The organism is Streptomyces sp. NPDC031479 (assembly GCF_055581065.1).
This window is the reverse complement of the sequence record NZ_JBVIKC010000008.1, coordinates 229,705-246,998: the sequence shown is the minus strand read 5'-3', so window position 1 is coordinate 246,998 and position 17,294 is coordinate 229,705. Positions and strand designations below refer to the sequence as shown.

At 73.4% G+C, this 17,294-nt stretch carries 16 protein-coding genes; 9 read left to right on the top strand and 7 right to left on the bottom strand.

The features are described 5' to 3' along the window. Positions 1 to 92, top strand: a 92-nt coding sequence (locus ACZ5D2_RS12630) for an aggregation-promoting factor C-terminal-like domain-containing protein (protein WP_468928562.1), incomplete at its 5' end; no start/stop codon positions are given. Between the two features lie 110 nt (positions 93 to 202). On the opposite strand, the gene ACZ5D2_RS12625 is transcribed toward ACZ5D2_RS12630, so the two are convergent. Next, the gene (locus ACZ5D2_RS12625) at positions 203 to 1,372 is read right to left on the bottom strand and encodes a steroid 3-ketoacyl-CoA thiolase (protein ID WP_266838804.1); all 1,170 of its coding nucleotides are present in this window, start codon (positions 1,370 to 1,372) and stop codon (positions 203 to 205) included. 262 nt (positions 1,373 to 1,634) lie between these two features. Here ACZ5D2_RS12625 and ACZ5D2_RS12620 point away from each other — a divergent pair, with 262 nt between their 5' ends. After that, complete coding sequence (locus ACZ5D2_RS12620; RefSeq protein WP_371678707.1) at positions 1,635 to 2,879, top strand: cytochrome P450; 1,245 nt, start codon at positions 1,635 to 1,637, stop codon at positions 2,877 to 2,879. Positions 2,880 to 3,156: 277 nt separating this feature from the next. Here ACZ5D2_RS12620 and ACZ5D2_RS12615 read toward each other — a convergent pair whose 3' ends face one another. Then, positions 3,157 to 3,678, bottom strand: a complete 522-nt coding sequence (locus ACZ5D2_RS12615; protein WP_371678706.1) for a PaaI family thioesterase — start codon at positions 3,676 to 3,678, stop codon at positions 3,157 to 3,159. 110 nt (positions 3,679 to 3,788) lie between these two features. Here ACZ5D2_RS12615 and ACZ5D2_RS12610 point away from each other — a divergent pair, with 110 nt between their 5' ends. After that, positions 3,789 to 4,745: a GlxA family transcriptional regulator gene (locus ACZ5D2_RS12610; RefSeq protein ID WP_468928906.1), complete on the top strand. Its 957-nt coding sequence runs from the start codon at positions 3,789 to 3,791 to the stop codon at positions 4,743 to 4,745. A gap of 59 nt (positions 4,746 to 4,804) precedes the next feature. Here ACZ5D2_RS12610 and ACZ5D2_RS12605 read toward each other — a convergent pair whose 3' ends face one another. Continuing rightward, positions 4,805 to 6,865, bottom strand: a complete 2,061-nt coding sequence (locus tag ACZ5D2_RS12605) for a bifunctional glycosyltransferase 87/phosphatase PAP2 family protein (RefSeq protein WP_468928904.1) — start codon at positions 6,863 to 6,865, stop codon at positions 4,805 to 4,807. A 121-nt stretch (positions 6,866 to 6,986) separates the two neighbouring features. On the opposite strand from ACZ5D2_RS12605, the gene ACZ5D2_RS12600 reads away from it, so the two are divergent. Then, the gene (locus ACZ5D2_RS12600) at positions 6,987 to 7,325 is read left to right on the top strand and encodes an antibiotic biosynthesis monooxygenase family protein (RefSeq protein ID WP_371678703.1); all 339 of its coding nucleotides are present in this window, start codon (positions 6,987 to 6,989) and stop codon (positions 7,323 to 7,325) included. Positions 7,326 to 7,437: 112 nt separating this feature from the next. On the opposite strand, the gene ACZ5D2_RS12595 is transcribed toward ACZ5D2_RS12600, so the two are convergent. Beyond that, positions 7,438 to 7,833, bottom strand: coding sequence for a nuclear transport factor 2 family protein (locus ACZ5D2_RS12595; RefSeq protein WP_266838807.1), 396 nt, complete (start codon positions 7,831 to 7,833; stop codon positions 7,438 to 7,440). 129 nt (positions 7,834 to 7,962) lie between these two features. On the opposite strand from ACZ5D2_RS12595, the gene ACZ5D2_RS12590 reads away from it, so the two are divergent. Beyond that, a complete protein-coding gene (locus ACZ5D2_RS12590; protein ID WP_371678702.1) occupies positions 7,963 to 8,478 on the top strand; it encodes a GNAT family N-acetyltransferase in 516 nt (171 codons plus the stop codon). A gap of 39 nt (positions 8,479 to 8,517) precedes the next feature. Here ACZ5D2_RS12590 and ACZ5D2_RS12585 read toward each other — a convergent pair whose 3' ends face one another. Then, on the bottom strand, positions 8,518 to 10,569 hold the full coding sequence (locus tag ACZ5D2_RS12585; protein WP_371678700.1) for an MDR family MFS transporter: 2,052 nt from the start codon (positions 10,567 to 10,569) through the stop codon (positions 8,518 to 8,520). Positions 10,570 to 11,253: 684 nt separating this feature from the next. On the opposite strand from ACZ5D2_RS12585, the gene ACZ5D2_RS12580 reads away from it, so the two are divergent. Both ACZ5D2_RS12580 and ACZ5D2_RS12575 read left to right on the top strand, forming a co-directional pair. Beyond that, positions 11,254 to 11,949, top strand: coding sequence for a peptidoglycan-binding domain-containing protein (locus ACZ5D2_RS12580; RefSeq protein WP_468928900.1), 696 nt, complete (start codon positions 11,254 to 11,256; stop codon positions 11,947 to 11,949). 132 nt (positions 11,950 to 12,081) lie between these two features. Further along, a complete protein-coding gene (locus ACZ5D2_RS12575) occupies positions 12,082 to 12,765 on the top strand; it encodes an HAD-IA family hydrolase (RefSeq protein ID WP_371678698.1) in 684 nt (227 codons plus the stop codon). Between the two features lie 305 nt (positions 12,766 to 13,070). Here the strand turns inward: ACZ5D2_RS12575 and ACZ5D2_RS12570 are convergent, their stop codons facing one another. Both ACZ5D2_RS12570 and ACZ5D2_RS12565 read right to left on the bottom strand, forming a co-directional pair. After that, complete coding sequence (locus ACZ5D2_RS12570; protein ID WP_371681285.1) at positions 13,071 to 13,592, bottom strand: DinB family protein; 522 nt, start codon at positions 13,590 to 13,592, stop codon at positions 13,071 to 13,073. Positions 13,593 to 13,743: 151 nt separating this feature from the next. Beyond that, positions 13,744 to 14,325: a TMEM165/GDT1 family protein gene (locus ACZ5D2_RS12565; RefSeq protein ID WP_468928898.1), complete on the bottom strand. Its 582-nt coding sequence runs from the start codon at positions 14,323 to 14,325 to the stop codon at positions 13,744 to 13,746. A 507-nt stretch (positions 14,326 to 14,832) separates the two neighbouring features. On the opposite strand from ACZ5D2_RS12565, the gene ACZ5D2_RS12560 reads away from it, so the two are divergent. Then, on the top strand, positions 14,833 to 15,486 hold the full coding sequence (locus tag ACZ5D2_RS12560; protein ID WP_371681284.1) for an HNH endonuclease family protein: 654 nt from the start codon (positions 14,833 to 14,835) through the stop codon (positions 15,484 to 15,486). A 97-nt stretch (positions 15,487 to 15,583) separates the two neighbouring features. Further along, on the top strand, positions 15,584 to 17,257 hold the full coding sequence (locus ACZ5D2_RS12555) for an alkaline phosphatase D family protein (RefSeq protein WP_468928896.1): 1,674 nt from the start codon (positions 15,584 to 15,586) through the stop codon (positions 17,255 to 17,257). The last annotated feature ends 37 nt before the right edge of the window (positions 17,258 to 17,294 follow it).

Genomic DNA, 17,294 nt, shown 5'->3' with positions numbered 1-17,294 from the left:
CCCAGATCAAGTGGGGCCTGGACTACATGAACTCCCGCTACGGCAGCCCCGTCGGCGCCTGGAACTTCTGGCAGAACAACCACTGGTACTAAACCACCGGTGGACAGCGGACACACGAAGGCCCCGGTGGCCGGCCTCCCCAGGTCCGGCCACCGGGGCCTTGCGCGTCCCATCCCAAGGGGTCAGTGGGCGCCTGCGGGACTCACAGGCGCTGGATGATCGTCCCGGTCGCCAGCGCGCCTCCCGCGCACATGGTGATCAGGGCGAACTCCTTGTCGCGCCGCTCCAGCTCGTGCAGCGCGGTGGTGATCAGCCGGGCGCCGGTGGCGCCGACGGGGTGGCCCAGCGCGATGCCGCCGCCGTTGACGTTGACCTTCTCCAGGTCCTGGTCGAAGACCTGGGCCCAGCTGAGGACGACGGAGGCGAAGGCCTCGTTGATCTCGACGAGGTCGATGTCGCGCAGGGACATCCCGGCCTTGCCCAGCACGGCCCGCGTCGCGTCGATCGGCCCGTCCAGGTGGTAGTGCGGATCGGCGCCGACCAGGGTCTGGGCGACGATCCGGGCGCGCGGCTTGAGCTTGAGCGCGCGGGCCATCTTGCGCGAGGCCCACATCACGGCGGCGGCGCCGTCGGAGATCTGCGAGGAGTTCCCGGCGGTGTGCACGGCGGTCGGCATGACCGGCTTGAGCCGGGCCAGGCCCTCCATGCTGGTGTCGCGCAGCCCCTCGTCCCGGTCGACCAGCCGCCACATGCCCTGCCCGGCGGCCTGCTCGGCCTCGGTGGTCGGCACCTGGACGGCGAAGGTCTCGCGCTTGAAGCGCTCCTCTGCCCAGGCGGCCGCGGCCCGCTCCTGGGAGAGGACGCCGAGGCGGTCGACGTCCTCGCGGGTCAGCCCGCGGCGACGGGCGATCCGTTCGGCGGCCTCGAACTGGTTCGGGAGGTCGACGTTCCACTCGTCGGGGAAGGGCTTGCCCGGCCCGTGCTTGGATCCGGAGCCCAGCGGGACCCGGCTCATGGCCTCGACCCCGCAGGCTATGCCGATGTCCATGACCCCGCCGGAGATCATGTTGGCGACCATGTGATTGGCCTGCTGGGAGCTGCCGCACTGGCAGTCCACCGTCGTCGCGGCGGTCTCGTAGGGCAGCCCCATGGCGAGCCAGGCGTTGCGGGCCGGGTTCATCGACTGCTCGCCCGCGTGGGTGACGGTGCCTCCGACGATCTGCTCGACGCAGTCGGGCTGGATCGCCGTACGGGCGAGGAGCTCGCGGTAGGTCTCGCCGAGGAGGTAGGCGGGATGGAGGTTGGCCAGGGCTCCCCCGCGTTTCCCGATGGGGGTGCGTACGGCTTCGACGATGACGGGTTCCGCGGCCATGAGCTCGTCCTCTCCTGCACATCCTGCACGGCGCCGGCGCGGCGGGCCGTCCCGGCGCCCCGCCTGAACTAGTACGCGTTCTAGTTCTCCCCCGCAGTCTTATGACCCGAACCCCCGGCACGCAAGGGGCGTGCACGCGCCTTACACGGATTCCACACGCAACAGGTGGCGCGAGAGGCCTTGTGACTTCTAGAACTCGTTACTACCTTCGAGCCAACTTCTGATGGGCCGTCAGACCCTCGTCAGACCTTGGAGTCGCCCGATGCCCTGCCCCGAGCTGCCCGACGGCTTCGACGCCACCGACCCCGACCTCCTCCACGACCGCGTCCCCTTGCCGGAGTTCGCCCGGCTGCGGCAGACCGCGCCGGTGTGGTGGTGCCCGCAGCGGCGGGGCGTCACCGGCTTCGACGACGAGGGCTACTGGGCCGTCACCCGCCACGCGGACGTCAAGTACGTCTCCACGCACCCGGAGCTGTTCTCCTCCACCACCAATACGGCGATCATCCGCTTCAACGAGCACATCCCGCGCGAGCAGATAGATGCCCAGCGCCTGATCATGCTGAACATGGACCCGCCGGAACACACCCGCGTACGCCAGATCGTGCAGCGGGGCTTCACCCCCCGGGCCATCCGCGGCCTGGAAGCGGCCCTCCGCGACCGGGCCCGGAAGATCGCCGAGGAGGCGGTGGCCGCCTCCAACGACGGCAGCTTCGACTTCGTCACCCAAGTGGCCTGCGAACTCCCGCTGCAGGCGATCGCCGAGCTGATCGGCGTCCCGCAGGAGGACCGGGCCAGGATCTTCGAATGGTCGAACAGGATGGTCGCCTACGACGACCCCGAGTACGCGATCACCGAGGAGGTCGGCTCCAACGCGGCCGTGGAACTCATCGGCTACGCGATGAACCTGGCCGCCGCGCGCAAGGAATGCCCGGCCAAGGACATCGTCACCCAGCTCGTGGCCGCGGAGGGCGAGGGCAACCTCCGCTCCGACGAGTTCGGCTTCTTCGTGCTGCTGCTCGCGGTCGCCGGCAACGAGACCACCCGCAACGCCATCAGCCACGGCATGCACGCCTTCCTCACCCACCCCGAACAGTGGGAGCTGTACAAGGCCACCCGGCCGGCGACGGCCGCGGAGGAGATCGTGCGCTGGGCCACCCCCGTGGTCTCCTTCCAGCGCACCGCCACCCAGGACACCGAGCTGGGCGGCCAGAAGATCAAGGCGGGCGACCGGGTGGGGATGTTCTACTCCTCCGCCAACCACGACCCCGAGGTCTTCGAGAACCCCGAGGTCTTCGACATCACCCGCGACCCGAACCCGCACCTCGGCTTCGGCGGCGGCGGCCCGCACTTCTGCCTCGGCAAGTCCCTGGCCGTCATGGAGATCGAGCTGATCTTCAACGCCCTGGCCGACGCCCTCCCCGACCTGCGGCTGGCCGCCGCCGGCCCGCGCCGGCTGCGCGCTGCCTGGCTCAACGGCATCAAGGAGCTCCGGGTCAGCTCCGGTTGACCCGTGGTCCGGAGCGGCGGGGGCCGTCCACCTTCCACGCCCCGGCCCCCGCCGTCCGCCGGTCATCGCCCGGGACACCGCCCGGGACACCGCGCCCGAGTGGCGGGATCCCCGCGGCTGCCCGATCCTGACAGGACGCGGCGATCCACCGAAGGGGCGCCGGGGCACCACTGCCCCGGCGCCCCTTCGGCCCGTTGCGGGCGCCGCTCGCCGGCCGGGCCCCGGCGGGGGACCGGGTCCGGTCCGTCGCCCGCGGGGGCCTGGACGGGGGGCCGGGTCAGGCCGTGCGCAGGATCGCGCAGGTCGTCGTACCGTGCGCGTAGAGCTTGCCGTCGAGGGTCCCCACGACGCGCGCCTCGGCGGTGGCCGTCGTCCGCCCGACGTGCAGGGCGCTCCCCTCGCAGCGCAGCGGCGGGGTGTCCGCCAGCACCGGACGGATCATGTGAACGCCCAGCTGGACCGTGGTGTAGGCGGTACCGGCCGGGAGCCGCGTCATCACCGCGGAGCCGAGCGCCGAGTCCAGCAGGGTGGCGAGGAACCCGCCGTGGACCGTGCCCATCGGGTTCAGCAGGTGGTCGCCCGGGTCGCCCTCGAAGACGGCGAAACCCTCGCCCGCGTCGGTCAGGCGGAAACCCAGGGTGCTCATGATCGAGGCCGCGGGCAGCGTGCCCTCAAGGGCCGCCCGCAGGACGTCCAGACCGCTCATGCCCAGGATCTCGGGGGTCGTTTCGGGCCGCGGCCGCCAGGTGTGGGTGCGGGTGCGGGTGTCCTCGGCGGTGAGGTTCTCGTACGTGGTCATGGCACCGACCCTAGGCACCGGCCCGCCGCACGCACGAGTGACGGATCCGGCGGCATCCGCATCACTTCCGACAGCGCCCGTCCGGGCCCGGCGACCGTAGGCTGACCCCCGTGAGAATCGCCGTACTGGCCCTCGACGGGGTCTTCGACTCCGGGATCTCGGCCGTCCTGGACGTACTGCACTGCGCGAACGCCCTGCGCGGGCAACTCGCCGGAGCCGCGCCCCCGGCCTTCGAGATCCACACCGTCGGCGTGCGCCGGCGGGTCCGTACGGGGCTCGGGCACCGGATCGACGCCGAACCCGCCTCCACCGCGCTGGACGCCGGACTCCTCGTACTGCCCGCCCTCATGGAGCGCCGCCCCGCCGCCCTGCTGGAGACGGTGGCCTCGCCCGCCCACCGCTCCGCGCGCCGGCTCCTCGCCGAGGCCCGCGAGCGCCGCACCCCGCTCGCCTCCTCCTGCACGGGAACGTTCCTGCTCGCCGAGTCCGGGGTGCTGGACGGACTGCGGGCCACGACGAGCTGGTGGCTCGCCCCCGTGTTCCGCGACCGCTACCGCCGGGTGACGCTGGAGGAGGCCCGGATGGTCACCACCTCGGACGGGGTCACCACGGCGGGCGCCGCGTTCAGCCACCTCGACCTGGCGCTGTCCGTCGTCGGGATGCGCAGTCCGGCCCTGGCCGACCTCGTGCGGCACTACCTGGTGGTGGACGACCGGGCCTCGCAGGCCGCGTACGCGATCCCCGGCGCGATGGCCCGTCACGACCCGCTGGTCGCCGCCTTCGAGCAGTGGGTGCGGGCCCGGATCGCGGAACCCCTGTCCATCGCCGGAGCCGCCCGCGACCTGGGCGTCAGCGAGCGCACCCTGCAGCGGACGATGGCCCGCACCCTCGGCTGCTCCCCGATCCGCCTGGTCCAGGACCTGCGGGTGGAACAGGCCGAACACCTGCTGCGCACCACCGCGCTGCCGCTCGCGGCGGTGGCCCGGCGGGTCGGGTACGAGAGCCCCGGCCCGCTGCGCGCGCTGCTGCGCCGCCGCTCGGGCAGCGGGCCGGGGCGACGCCCGTAGGCGGGGCGCCGGTTCGGGGCGGCGGGTGCGGGGCGGGGTGGCGCGCGGCGGGGCCGGCCTCAGGTGCCCCCCGACCGGGCGGGGGCCCGTACGTTCCGACCGGCTTCCGCCTCCGCGCCGGCCTCCCCGGCCGCTGCCGCCGCCGGGCGCTGTCCCGGCAGGCTGACCTGGAGGCCGCGCGGCCCGGACAGTACGTGGACCAGCCCGAACCCGGCGCCGACGACCAGCGCGCCGCCGACCGCGTCCAGGACCCAGTGGTTCGCGGTGGCCACGATCGCGCAGACCGTGATCAGCGGGTGCAGCGCGCCGAGCAGCTTCTGCCAGCCCTTGGGCGCGAGCGCCACGATCACCGTTCCGCACCACAGCGACCAGCCGAAGTGCAGCGACGGCATCGCCGCGTACTGGTTGGAGATCGCGGTCATCGCCCCGTACGAGGGGTTCGCCAGGTCCTGCACGCCGTGCACGGTGTCGACGAAACCGAGGTCCGGCATGAGCCGCGGCGGGGCGAGCGGGTACAGCCAGAAGCCGGCCAGGGCGATCACGGTGGCGAGGCCCAGCGAGGCCCGCGCCCAGCGGTAGTCCCCCGGGCTGCGCCGGTACAGCACGGCGAGGACGGCCAGCGGCACCACGAAGTGGAAGGACGTGTAGTAGAAGTTGAAGAACGCCTCCAGCCAGGGCGTGTCCACCACGGCCCGGTTGACGGCGCGTTCGATGTCGATGCCGAGCGCCCGCTCGATCGCGTGGATCCGGCTGCCGTTGGCCTCGGCGACGGACCGGCTCGCGGGGGCGGCGGCCCGGATGTGCGAGTAGAGCGAGTAGCCGACCCGTATCAGCAGCAATTCCAGCAGCAGGTTGGGGCGGGAGAGCGCCTTGCGCCAGAACGGCAGCAGCGGGACGCGCGGGAAACGCGTGGCGGCGGGCCGCCCGTAGCGGGTGGGCACGGGCTCGCGCCAGTACGGGGACGAACGCGGCAGGAACGGCACGGCGCAGGCCGCCGCCAGGGCCGCGAGGAGCGGCACGTTGTCCCGTACGGGGGCCAGCGCGGCCATGTTGGGCAGCAGCACGGCGCTCGGCAGGGTCATCGCGAGCACCACCGCCACCGGCCACACCCGCCGGTCGGCGGCCCGCTCGCCCACCCGGCCGGCCACCGCGAGCAGCACCCACAGCATCTGGTGGCGCCACCCGTCCGGGGACACGGCGACGGCGACGCACCCGGTGACGGCGACGGCGAGCAGCAGCTGGCCGTCGCGGGCGTAGCGGGCCGCGCGGCGCAGGCCGACGCAGGCGATCGCGGTGGCGAGGGCGGCGTAGAGGAGGATCTCGGCGGGGCCGCCGAGGCCCAGGCGCAACAGGGCGCCGTGGACGGACTGGTTGGCGGGTCCGTCGGGGGCGCCGCCGAGGCCGGAGCCGGCCAGGTGCTCGACCCAGTACGTCCACGAGTCGCGCGGCAGTGACGCCCAGGACAGCGCGGTGGCTCCGGCGAAGGTCAGCGCGGCGGCCTTGGCGGTGGGGCGGCGTCCGGTCAGCCACAGCAGCGGGGCGAACAGCAGCAGGGCCGGCTGGAGGGCCGCGGCGAGTCCGACGAGGAACCCGGCGGGGCGCTCCCCGGGTACCCGGAAGAACGCGAGCAGCACCAGCAGCACGGGCAGCACGGCGGCCTGACCGGGCGAGGCGGCCTCGCGGACGGGCAGCGAGACCATCATCAGCGCGACCAGCACGGGCGCGGCCAACAGGGCGGTGCGCCGGGGCACGGGGTCGGGCAGGCCGCGTGCGGCGACCAGTCCGATCGCGGCGACGGACAGCAGGGTGACGCAGGTCCAGGCCACTTCCAGGGACGGCGTGGCCAGGCCGACCAGCGGTTTGAGGACGAGTCCGGCGAAGGGGGTGCCGGTGAACCGGCCGGCGTCGTAGAGCGAGCCGGGCAGGACTCCGGGGGCGCCGGGCAGGTGCAGACCGCTGAGCCACTCGCCGGGCGGGACGCTCAGTACGGCGGCGGCCTGCCTGACTCCGAGCACGGCCGCCAGCGCCCACAGCAGGAGGCGTGCGGCCCCGAGGCCGCCATCACCGCCTATGACCCCGGCATGTCCATCGGCCCCGCCGTGCTCCGCCGCGTCAGCCACGCCTCGCCGTCCTCCCGTCCCTGTCGACCGCAACCTCGACTTCGACCGACTGCCGCGCCCGGTGCACCGGATCCCTGCCGGGCACGACGATATCCCCCACGGGATCCCTAGGATGGCGTGCATGAGCATCGTGAAGATCAACGCACTGACCGTTCCCGCCGAGCAGCGGGAGGTCCTGGAGCAGCGCTTCGCCTCGCGGGCGGGGGCCGTGGAGGGTTCGGACGGTTTCGAGTGGTTCGAGCTGCTCCGGCCGATCGAGGGCACCGACCAGTACCTCGTGTACACGCGGTGGCGTTCGGAGGCGGACTTCCAGGCGTGGATGGAGGGGCCGATGAAGGCCGCGCACCAGGGGGGTGCGGGTGGCGGAGCCGGTGGTGGCGAGCGGCCGAAGCCCGCGGCTTCCGGGTCCCAGGTGTGGTCCTTCGAGGTCGTGCAGCAGGCGGCTCCGAAGCAGGCGTGAGCCGCCTGCGCCGACGTGCGCGAAGGGTCCGGGGCGGCGTGCCGCCCCGGACCCTTCGCGTTCCCACGGGGTGTGCCCGTCCGGGGCTCGGCTCCGGAGGGGCGTCCGGGTCTCAGCTCCAGAAGGCGTCGCTCTCGTCGATGTCCTGGGTGCACTGGTCGATGTCGGTGATCTTGCCGCCGACGATGGTGAAGAAGAGGCCCTCGTGGATCTCGATGCCCCGGTCGCCGCGGTCGCCCTGGGCGGTGTGGAAGGCCATCGCGTGGCCGCGGCCGTCCACCAGGACCCGTTCCAGGCGGACCCGGAAGGTGCCGTTGGTCTCCTCGCCGAGCCGCCGGTAGAGGTCGAGGACGGCTTCGCGGCCCTTGTGGTGGCCGGCCAGTGGGCTGCTGCCGGGCATGTGGTGGATGACGTCGGCCGTCATCAGTGTGCCCAGGGTGTCCATGTCGCCCTTGCCGAAGGCCTCGTAGCCGCGGCGGATCAGGGCACAGTCCGGGTGCTCCGACATACCGTTCACATCCTCCGTTGACTCGTTGACGTGATCCCCCGTCGGTCCTATTTACACCTTTCCTCATCATCGGCCCGTGGCTGTGGATATTCCACGCGGGGAGGGCGGGAGACGCTCCACACTGACACCATGAACGAGCACCTGATCATCGACGCGACGGCCCCCACCGGGTGGGAGGTCACGGCGGAGCCCTTCGGCACGCCGGACGCCACCACCCTGCGCCGCGCCTACTACGCGGAGGTCGCCGGACGGTACTGGGACCGGCCCGCCACCGAGGCCGAGGTCGACGAGGGGCTGGCGGACGATCCGGCCGACGCCCTCGTCCCGCCCACGGGGCAGTTCGTGGTCGGCCGGCTCGACGGGCGGCCCCTGGCCTGCGGCGGCATACGCCTCCTCGACCCGGCCACCGCCGAGCTCACCCGGGTCTACGTCGACCCGCTCGCCCGCGGCACCGGCGGCGGGGCGGCCCTGCTCACCGCGCTGGAGGGGGCCGCCCGTGCGCTGGGCGCGGGGCGGGTGCGCCTGGACACCCGCAGCGACCTGGTGGAGGCCCGCGCCCTGTACGCGCGTCACGGGTACCGCGAGATACCGGCGTACAAGTCCGGGCCGTACGCCGAGCACTGGTTCGAGAAGTCCCTGGGGTGAGCCACCGCCACCGCCGGCGCGGGCTCGGGGACGGGCGGGTCAGGGGGCGGCGTGGTCCCGGCGCGGGAGGGTGTCGTAGGGCTCCTCGGCGTCGGAACCGCACAGCTCCCGGTTGATCTCCGCGACGAGTTCGGTCAGGTCGGTCGGGCGCTCGGGACCCCACCAGTCGCCCAGCAGCTCGGCGAGGGACTCCTGCCGGGCGGCCGCGAGCCGGGCGGCGGCCTCCCGTCCCCGGTCGGTCAGGACCAGCGAGAGGCCCTCGCGGACCGCGAGCCGGCGTTCCTCGGTCTGGCGGCCGGCGTCGGTGATGGCCTTGAGGGGGATCCCCGTGCGTTCCGCCAGCTCGGCCGGGTCGGCGGAGCCGTACTTGTTGATCCGCAGCAGCAGCCAGCTGGCGGCGGGGAGCAGGTCGTAGCCCGCCTTGTCGGTGATCTTCTCGTAGACGTGGCGGCGGCCCTCACGGCTGCCGAGCACGCACAGCGCGCGGGCGACCTCGTCGCGCGAGGAGCGCTCGACGGGGTTGGAGGCGAGGGTCTCGGTCACGTCGGGCGCGGTGACGGAGCCGCGGAGCTTGTCCTCCTTCAGGAACCAGGAGATGACGAAGGCGACCAGCACCACGGGCACGGCGTAGAGGAAGACGTCGGTGATGGCCGTGGAGTAGGCGTCGAGGACGGTGGGCTGGAGGTTCGCCGGGAGCGTGCCGATGGCCCGCGGGTCGGCCTCCAGCTGCTGTGCGCTCAGGCCGGGGGGCAGGGCGACGCCGGCGAGGGCGGCGGAGAGCTGGTCGCCGAGCCGGTTGGTGAAGATCGTGCCGAAGATGGCGACGCCGAAGGAGGCACCGATGGAGCGGAAGAACGTGGCACCGGAGGTGGCGACGCCGAGGTCCGCGTAAGCGACCGCGTTCTGCACCACGAGGACGAGTACCTGCATGACCAGGCCCAGGCCCGCGCCGAAGACGAAGAAGGAGGCGCCCATCTGCCAGTCGGAGCTGGTGCGTTCCAGCTGGTGCAGGAGCAGCAGTCCGACGGCGGTGACGCCGGTGCCGGCGATCGGGAAGACCTTCCACCGCCCGGTGCGGCTGACGATCTGCCCGGAGACGGTCGAGGCGATCAGGAGGCCGAAGACCATCGGCAGCATGTGGACGCCCGACATGGTCGGCGAGACGCCCCGCACGATCTGGAGGAAGGTCGGCAGGTAGACCATCGCACCGAACATCGCGAAACCGACGATGAAGCTGATCACCGAGCAGAGGGTGAAGGTGCGGATGCGGAACAGCTTCAGCGGCAGCACGGGTTCGGCGGCCCGCCGCTCGACGAGGACGAAGGCGACGAGGAGCACCGCGCCGAGGACGGCGAGTCCGATGATCTGGCTCGACGCCCAGGCCCAGGTGGTGCCGCCGAGGGAGGCGACCAGCACGAGGCAGGTCGCGACGGAGGCGATGAGCGCGGTGCCGAGGTAGTCGATGGTGTGCTTCGAGGAACGGGCCGGGATCCGCAGGACCGCGGCGATCACGACGAGGGCGACCAGCCCGATGGGGAGGTTGATGTAGAAGACCCACCGCCAGGTCAGGTGGTCCACGAACAGGCCGCCCAGCAGCGGCCCGAGGACGCTGGTCGCACCGAAGACGGCGCCGAAGAGGCCCTGGTACTTGCCGCGTTCGCGCGGCGGGACGATGTCGCCGACGATCGCCATGGAGAGCACCATCAGCCCGCCGCCGCCGAGGCCCTGGAGGGCGCGGAACCCGATGAGCTGGGGCATGTTCTGGGCGAGGCCGCAGAGCGCGGAGCCGATCAGGAAGAGCACGATGGCGTACTGGAAGAGCTTCTTGCGCCCGTACTGGTCACCGAGCTTGCCCCACAGCGGGGTGGCCGCGGTGGAGGCCAGCATGTAGGCGGTGACCACCCAGGACAGGTGCTCCATGCCGCCCAGTTCGCTGACGATGGTGGGCAGCGCGGTGGAGACGATGGTCTGGTCGAGGGCGGCGATCAGCAGGCCCAGCAGGAGGGCTCCGATCGAGACGAGCACCTCCCGGGAGGCGTGCTCGGCACCGGGACCGGGTTCCACGGTGGAAGCGGTGACATCCTGGGCCATCGGGTCCTCCTCAGGCAGGATCGGCACCATCCATCCTGAGCGGTGTGTCCGGTTATGGCCTGTCGGGCGGGTTGGGCCGGACCTGCGGGGTCTGCATAATCGCTGGCAGTGGCCACGGGAGGGGTAGCAGTGAGCGCTGAGCGCTGTCCGAATTGCGGCGCCGTACGCGCCGAATGCACATGCATGCCGAACGGATCCTTCGACCCGCTCCGCATCCGTCCCTACGCTCCCCGGCCGACCCCGGCCCCGACGTCCCCGGAGCCGGACCTCGGCCTCGGACCCGGCCCTGGCCTTGGCCTCGGCGCTGGTCCCGGGCCCGGCCTCGGTGCTGGTCCCGGGCCCCGCCCCGGCCCCGTCACGCCCTACGCGGAGGTCCCGTCCGGGGCCGACGGTCCGCACCCGCAGGTCCCGACGCCCCCGGCGCCGGGGCACGGGGCCCCGCAGGGGCTCGGGGGCCCGTACGTGCCCGGCCCCCTGGACGGGCACGCCGTATGGCCGCAGCCCCCGGCCGGAACCGGCGCTGGCGCCGCGGCGTACGGGGCCGGGCACCCGGATCCCGGGCGGCCGGGCACGGCGGGCCCGGACCCCTCCGCGGCGGACGGTGCCGGTTCCGGGGGCGGGCCGCCGACCCCGCGGGTGCAGGCGCCGACCGAGCTCTTGGCGGCGGTGCCGGCGGGGCCCCCGGTGGCTCCGGAGCCCCACACGCCCGCCTACGGCATACCCGTACCGGTGCCGGCCGAGCAGACGGTGCAGCTGAGCCCCGTCGCCCCGCACCCGCGCCGCGCGGGCTCCGGCGCGGGCTCCGCTCGGCGGAACCGGCTGCTGGTGCCGCTGATCGCCGGTGGTGGCGTCCTGGCCGCCGGCGCGGTGGCACTGTCGCTCGGGGTCTTCACGGGCTCCGGGAAGGGCGACGCCGCCCTGCTGGACCCCAGTCCGTCGGCGCCCGCCATCAGCGTCGCTCCGGTCGGCCCGTCGGACGGGCCCACCGGGGAGACGCCGTCCCCCTCCGCGTCGGCCTCGCCCAGCGCGAGCGCCTCCGCGTCGCGCTCCGCGTCCCCGTCCGCCTCCGCCGCGAGCCCCACCGCGTCCCGCTCGTCCTCCGCGGCCCCGGCCCCGACGGGGACCACCGGCCGCCCCGCCGGCCCCACCACCCGGCCGCCCGCGCCCAAGCCGGCGACCCTGCGTTCCGGGGACTCCGGCCCCGAGGTGGAGAAGCTCCAGCGGCTCCTGGCGGACCAGGGCCTGTACCGGGGCCGCTTCGACGGCCGCTACGGGCATTCCGTCGAGCGGGCCGTGGACGACTTCCAGTTCTACAACGACGTCGAAGGCGACCCGCCGGGCGTCTACGGTCCGGCGACCCGGCGGGCCCTGGAGGGATAGATCACTCCGCGGGCGGTGGCGCGCACCCTCCCACGTTTTGTATCGTGTAGGAACAAAGTGGTTCCGTCCGCACTCCCTGACCGGTGGACGGAACCACTTGTTCTCTTTTCCCGCCCCGTCTGGAGCCCTCCGATGCCGGCCAGCACGACCACCGCCCCCGTCGTCCTCACCACCCGGGCCCTGCTCCTGGACATGGACGGCACCATCGTCAACTCGGACGCGGTGGTCGAGCGCTGCTGGCGCGAGTGGGCGGTGTCCCACGGGCTGGACCCGCAGGAGGCGCTCAAGGTGGTCCACGGCCGCCAGGGCTACGCCACGATGGCCGTCCTGCTGCCCGAGCGCCCGATGGAGCTCAATCACGCCGAGAACAAGGTGATGCTCGCCCGCGAGACGGCCGACACCGACGGCGTGGTCCCCGTCGGGGGCGCCGAGGAGTTCATGGCGTCCATCGCCGGGCTCCCGCACGCCCTCGTCACCTCGGCCGACGCCGCCCTGGCCGCGGCCCGGATGACGGCGGCCGCGCTGCCGATGCCGCGCGTCCGCGTCACCGCCGAATCCGTCGGGGCCAGCAAGCCCGACCCCGAGGGGTTCCTCAAGGGCGCGGCCGAGCTGGGCGTGGACCCGGCCGACTGCGTGGTCTTCGAGGACTCCGGCGCCGGCATCGCCGCGGGCCTGGCGGCCGGCATGCGCGTGATCGGCGTCGGCCCGCGCGCCGCGGCGTACGGGCCGACGGCCCACGTTCCCGACCTGACCTCGGTCAGCGTCGAGGCGGACGGGGACGGAACGATCCGCCTCGCCCTCACCCCTGCCTCCTGACCCGGGGCCGGGGCGCCTGACCCGAGACCGGGCGGGCGACCCGGCCCGGGGCGCCCGGAGCCAAGGCGCCCGGAGCCAAGGCGTCCGACGCGCGGGCGCCCAACCCAAGGGCCGCGGCGCAGAGCGCCCACCGCTAGCCGACACCACCCGCAGGGCCTCGGCGCGCGCGGACGCGCCGCACGGGGCCGCGGCGCAGACAGCCGCACCCCGACAGGACGCGCCGCGGGGCGGCCACAACCCGACGGGACACACCGCAGGCGACCGCGCCCCGCGAGTCGGCGGCAAACCGGCACGACGACTCCGCGCTACTGCCCGACGCGCCCGTCGATCCGCTCCCGCAGCAGGTCCGCGTGGCCGTTGTGGCGGGCGTACTCCTCGATCATGTGCACCAGCACCTCGCGCAGTTCGATCGGCTCGCCACCGTCGTCACCGGTGACGCCCAGGTCGGGGGCCTGCTCGACGAGCCTCTCCGCGAAGGCGACCTCCGCCCGCCAGGTGGCCCAGGCCTCCGCCACCACCGCCGGGTCGGCCACGGCACCCGTGAACTCCCCGTCCGGCTCCCGCTCGGAGCGGTAGTGGCGACGGATCCCCTCGCCCGCCATGACCCCCCTGAACCACTTCTGTTCCACGCCCGCGAGGTGACGTACGAGGCCCAGCAGCGACAGGTCCGAGGGCTCCACCGCCCGGCGGGCCATCGCCCCGGCGTCGAGCCCGGAGCACTTCAGCTCCAGGGTGATCCGCTGGTCGCGCAGGTAGCCGGCCAGGAGGGCCCGCTCACCCCGGAACCCGCCGTCGGACCGGGTGTCCTCGTCGGGACGCACGAACATGTTGGACCAGCCGAAACCCGGGCCGGACGAGGACGGGGACGAGGGCGGGGAAGCGGGCGCGGGGGTGGGCGTCGTGGAGGTCACGCCCGCAAGCGTGCCCGCGGCCCCGGGCCCCCACAAGGAGGTTTCCCGGTCCGCGAGGGGGCTCCGCTCAGCCCGCGATCGCCTCGTACAGCGAGAACACCGCCAGCGCCGCCATGACGGCAGCCGCGATCTTGGTGATGAGCCGCAGCGGCACGTACTTCATGAGGGTGCGCCCGCCGAGGATGCCGATGCCCGCCACCGTCCACAGGGCCAGCACCGCGCCGAGACCGACGGAGACCGGGTTGTCGTACCGCGCGGCGAGGTTGGCGGTCATGATCTGGGTCAGATCACCGAACTCGGCCACCAGGATCAGCATGAAGCCGGCCCCCGAGACCTTCCAGAAGGACTGGTCGGCGGGCGCCTTGACCTCCTCGTCCCCGTCATCCTTCTTCAGGAGCAGCATGGCCGCGCCGACGAGGAAGAGGACACCCACGACGGCCTGGACCAGCCGGTGCGGGAGCAGCGTGAGCACGCTGCCCGCGGCGATGGCGAGGGCGACGTGCACGGCGAAGGCCGCTGCGACGCCCGCGAAGACGTAGGAGGCGCGGTAGCGGGTGCCGAGCATCAGACCGGCGAGGGCCGTCTTGTCCGGAAGTTCGGCGAGGAAGACGACGCCGAAGGCGATCGCCATGACGGTGAAGCTGAACACGGGGTGGGACCTCGATCGGTCGGGCAGGACGCCATCGGGACCGAGAGACCTGGGGTGTATCAGGGGTCGCTTCGGCTCGGCGGCGCCCCGGGGTGCGTAAACGCGGGCAGGACACTGCGGCCGAAGGTCTCGCTGGCCGACCGCTGACGCGTTCCGCCTCCGGGCGCCGGCTGGAGTGACCCAGCAGTATGTCGACGGTCCGGCGAAGAGCTACTCCCCTTCTGCTCCGTCAAGGGTACGCGACGGTGGCCGCCGGGCACCCGTGCCCGGAATGTGAGCTTGGACCCACTCCACCCCGTTCCCCGTCACGCGAGTGGCCGGATTTCCAACTTCCCTGTGGCCGGGGATCGTTGGTTGTCTTGATGTGACGTGCTCATGTCGGCAACCTGTCACCTGGCGCCCGTTCCCGCGACACCTGGCGCCGCCAGCATGGCCGCGCCCCACCGGGGCGGAACGGCCACCACCCCCCGCACCCAGGGAGCCCTCATGGCCCTCGCTTCTCTTCGCATGCCCTCCTTCTACGCGCGTCACATAGGCCGCGCGGGCATCCTCGCGTCCGCCGTCGCCCTCGCCTCGCTCACCTCGCTCGTGAACGCCCCGGCCGCCCTGGCCTCCCCGCCCACCCCGATCAGCGCGGCCGCCGCCCGGAGCTATCTGGCCACGGTGACGCCGGCACCGGAAGGCTCCCTCAGCGGCTACAGCCGCGCCCAGTTCCCGCACTGGAGCACGGTCTCCGGAACGTGTAACACCCGCGAGACGGTCCTCAAGCGCGACGGCGTCAACGTCGTCACCGACTCCGCGTGCGCCGCCGTCAGCGGCAGCTGGTACTCGGAGTACGACGGCGCCACCTGGACCGCCGCGTCCGACGTGGACATCGACCACATGGTCCCCCTCGCCGAGGCCTGGCGTTCGGGAGCCAACTCCTGGACCACCGACCGCCGTCAGCAGTTCGCCAACGACCTCACCCGCCCGCAGCTCATCGCCGTCACGGACAACGTCAACCAGGCCAAGGGCGACCTCGACCCCGGCAAGTGGCTGCCCCCGCGCACCGCGTACCGCTGCACGTACGCCCGGATGTGGGTGCAGGTGAAGCAGTACTGGGGTCTGAGCATGGACAGCGGGGAGAAGACGGCCCTGGTGAACCTCCTGAACGGCTGCTGACCCGGCGTTCACCCCCGCTCTCCCCCGCCAGGGGGAGGCCAGGCGTGCCCTCCGCCCCGTACCGTGATCGAAAGGGGTATGGAGGAGGGGGAGTTCCATGGCCGGACTGCGTCTTGGGCCACTGCTGCGCCACATCGACTGGGACACGGGCGGTGCCGCCACGATATGGGTCGAGGCGGACCGCCCGTGCACGGCCGTGGTGCGGTGTGACGACGGATCCGGCGGCAGCGCCCGCACCTTCCAGATCTGCGGCCACCACTACGCGCTGGTCCCGGTCACCGGCCTGACCCCGGGCACGACCACGGCCTACGAGGTGCTCCTCGACGGAGTCCTCGTCTGGCCGGCGTCCGGGAGCGGCTTCCCCGCGAGCACGATCACCACCCCGGCGGTGGGAGGCCGCCCCGGACGGCCCGCACCCGGGCTCCGGGTCACCTTCGGCTCCTGTCGGCAGGCCGCCCCGCCCGCCGGCCGGCGCGGACCGCACGGCGCCGACGCCCTCGACACCCTCGCGGCACGGCTCGCCGCCGACCCCGGAGCGCCCAGACCCGATCTCCTCCTGCTGCTGGGCGACCAGGTCTACGCCGACCAGTTGTCGCGGGAGACGCGGCAGTGGCTCGCGGCCCGCCGGGACCTGCGCGAGGCCCCGGGCGCCCAGGTCGCGGACTACGAGGAGTACACCCGGCTCTACTACGAGTCCTGGCTCGACCCCGAGATCCGCTGGCTGCTCTCGACGGTCCCCAGCCTGCACATGTTCGACGACCACGACGTCATAGACGACTGGAACACCAGCGAGTCCTGGCTCGCGCAGATGCGGGCGACCCCGTGGTGGCCGGAGCGGGTGCTCAGCGGGCTCATGTCGTACTGGGTGCACCAGCACCTGGGCAACCTCTCCCCCGGCGAACTCGCGGCGAACCCCCTCTACGCGGCGGTACGGGCCGACCCGGACGGCACCGACGCCCTGCGCGCCTTCGCGGCCGGGGCGGACGCCGATCCGGCTTCGGTGCGCTGGAGTTACCGGCGGGACTTCGGCCGGACCCGGCTGCTGATGGTGGACACCCGGGCGGCCCGGGTGCTCGCAGAGGACGGGCGGGCCATGCTCGACCCGGCCGAACAGGCCTGGCTGCGGGAGAACGCCCTCGCCGGGCACGGGGATTACGACCACCTGCTGATCGGGTCCTCGCTGCCGTGGCTGATGCCCCCGCTGATCCACGACGCGGAAGTGTGGAACGCCGCCCTGTGCCGGGGAGAGCGCGGGGAGCGGTGGGCACGCATCGGTGAGGACCTGCGGCGGCGCGCCGACCTGGAGCACTGGGCGGCGTTCCCCGCGTCGTTCGCGGCGCTGAGCGACCTCGTCGAGGAGGTGGGGACGGGACCGAAGGCCCCGGCGACGGTGTGCGTCCTGTCCGGGGACGTCCACCACGCGTACGTGGCCGAGCCCCGAATACCCAGCACGGCCCGCGTGCTCCAGCTGACCTGCTCGCCCGTGCACAACTCCATCCACACGGCGGTCAAGTGGGGGTTCCGGCTGGGCTGGTCGCGGCTGGGCCGGTGGCTGGGGCGCGGCTTCTCCCGGCACGGGCGGACGGGCCGGCCGCCGCTGAGCTGGCGGCGTACGGGCGGCCCGTGGTTCGGCAACCAACTGATGACGCTGTCGCTGGCGGGCCGCAGCGCCCGACTGCGCCTGGACCAGGCCCGCCCTGGGCGACGGGGGGCGGCCGGGACGGCCCGACTGGTGACCGTCCTGGACCGGGAGCTCACGGAACCGCACTAGTGGCCCGGCCGACGGACCCGGTGGCCCGGACGGCCCG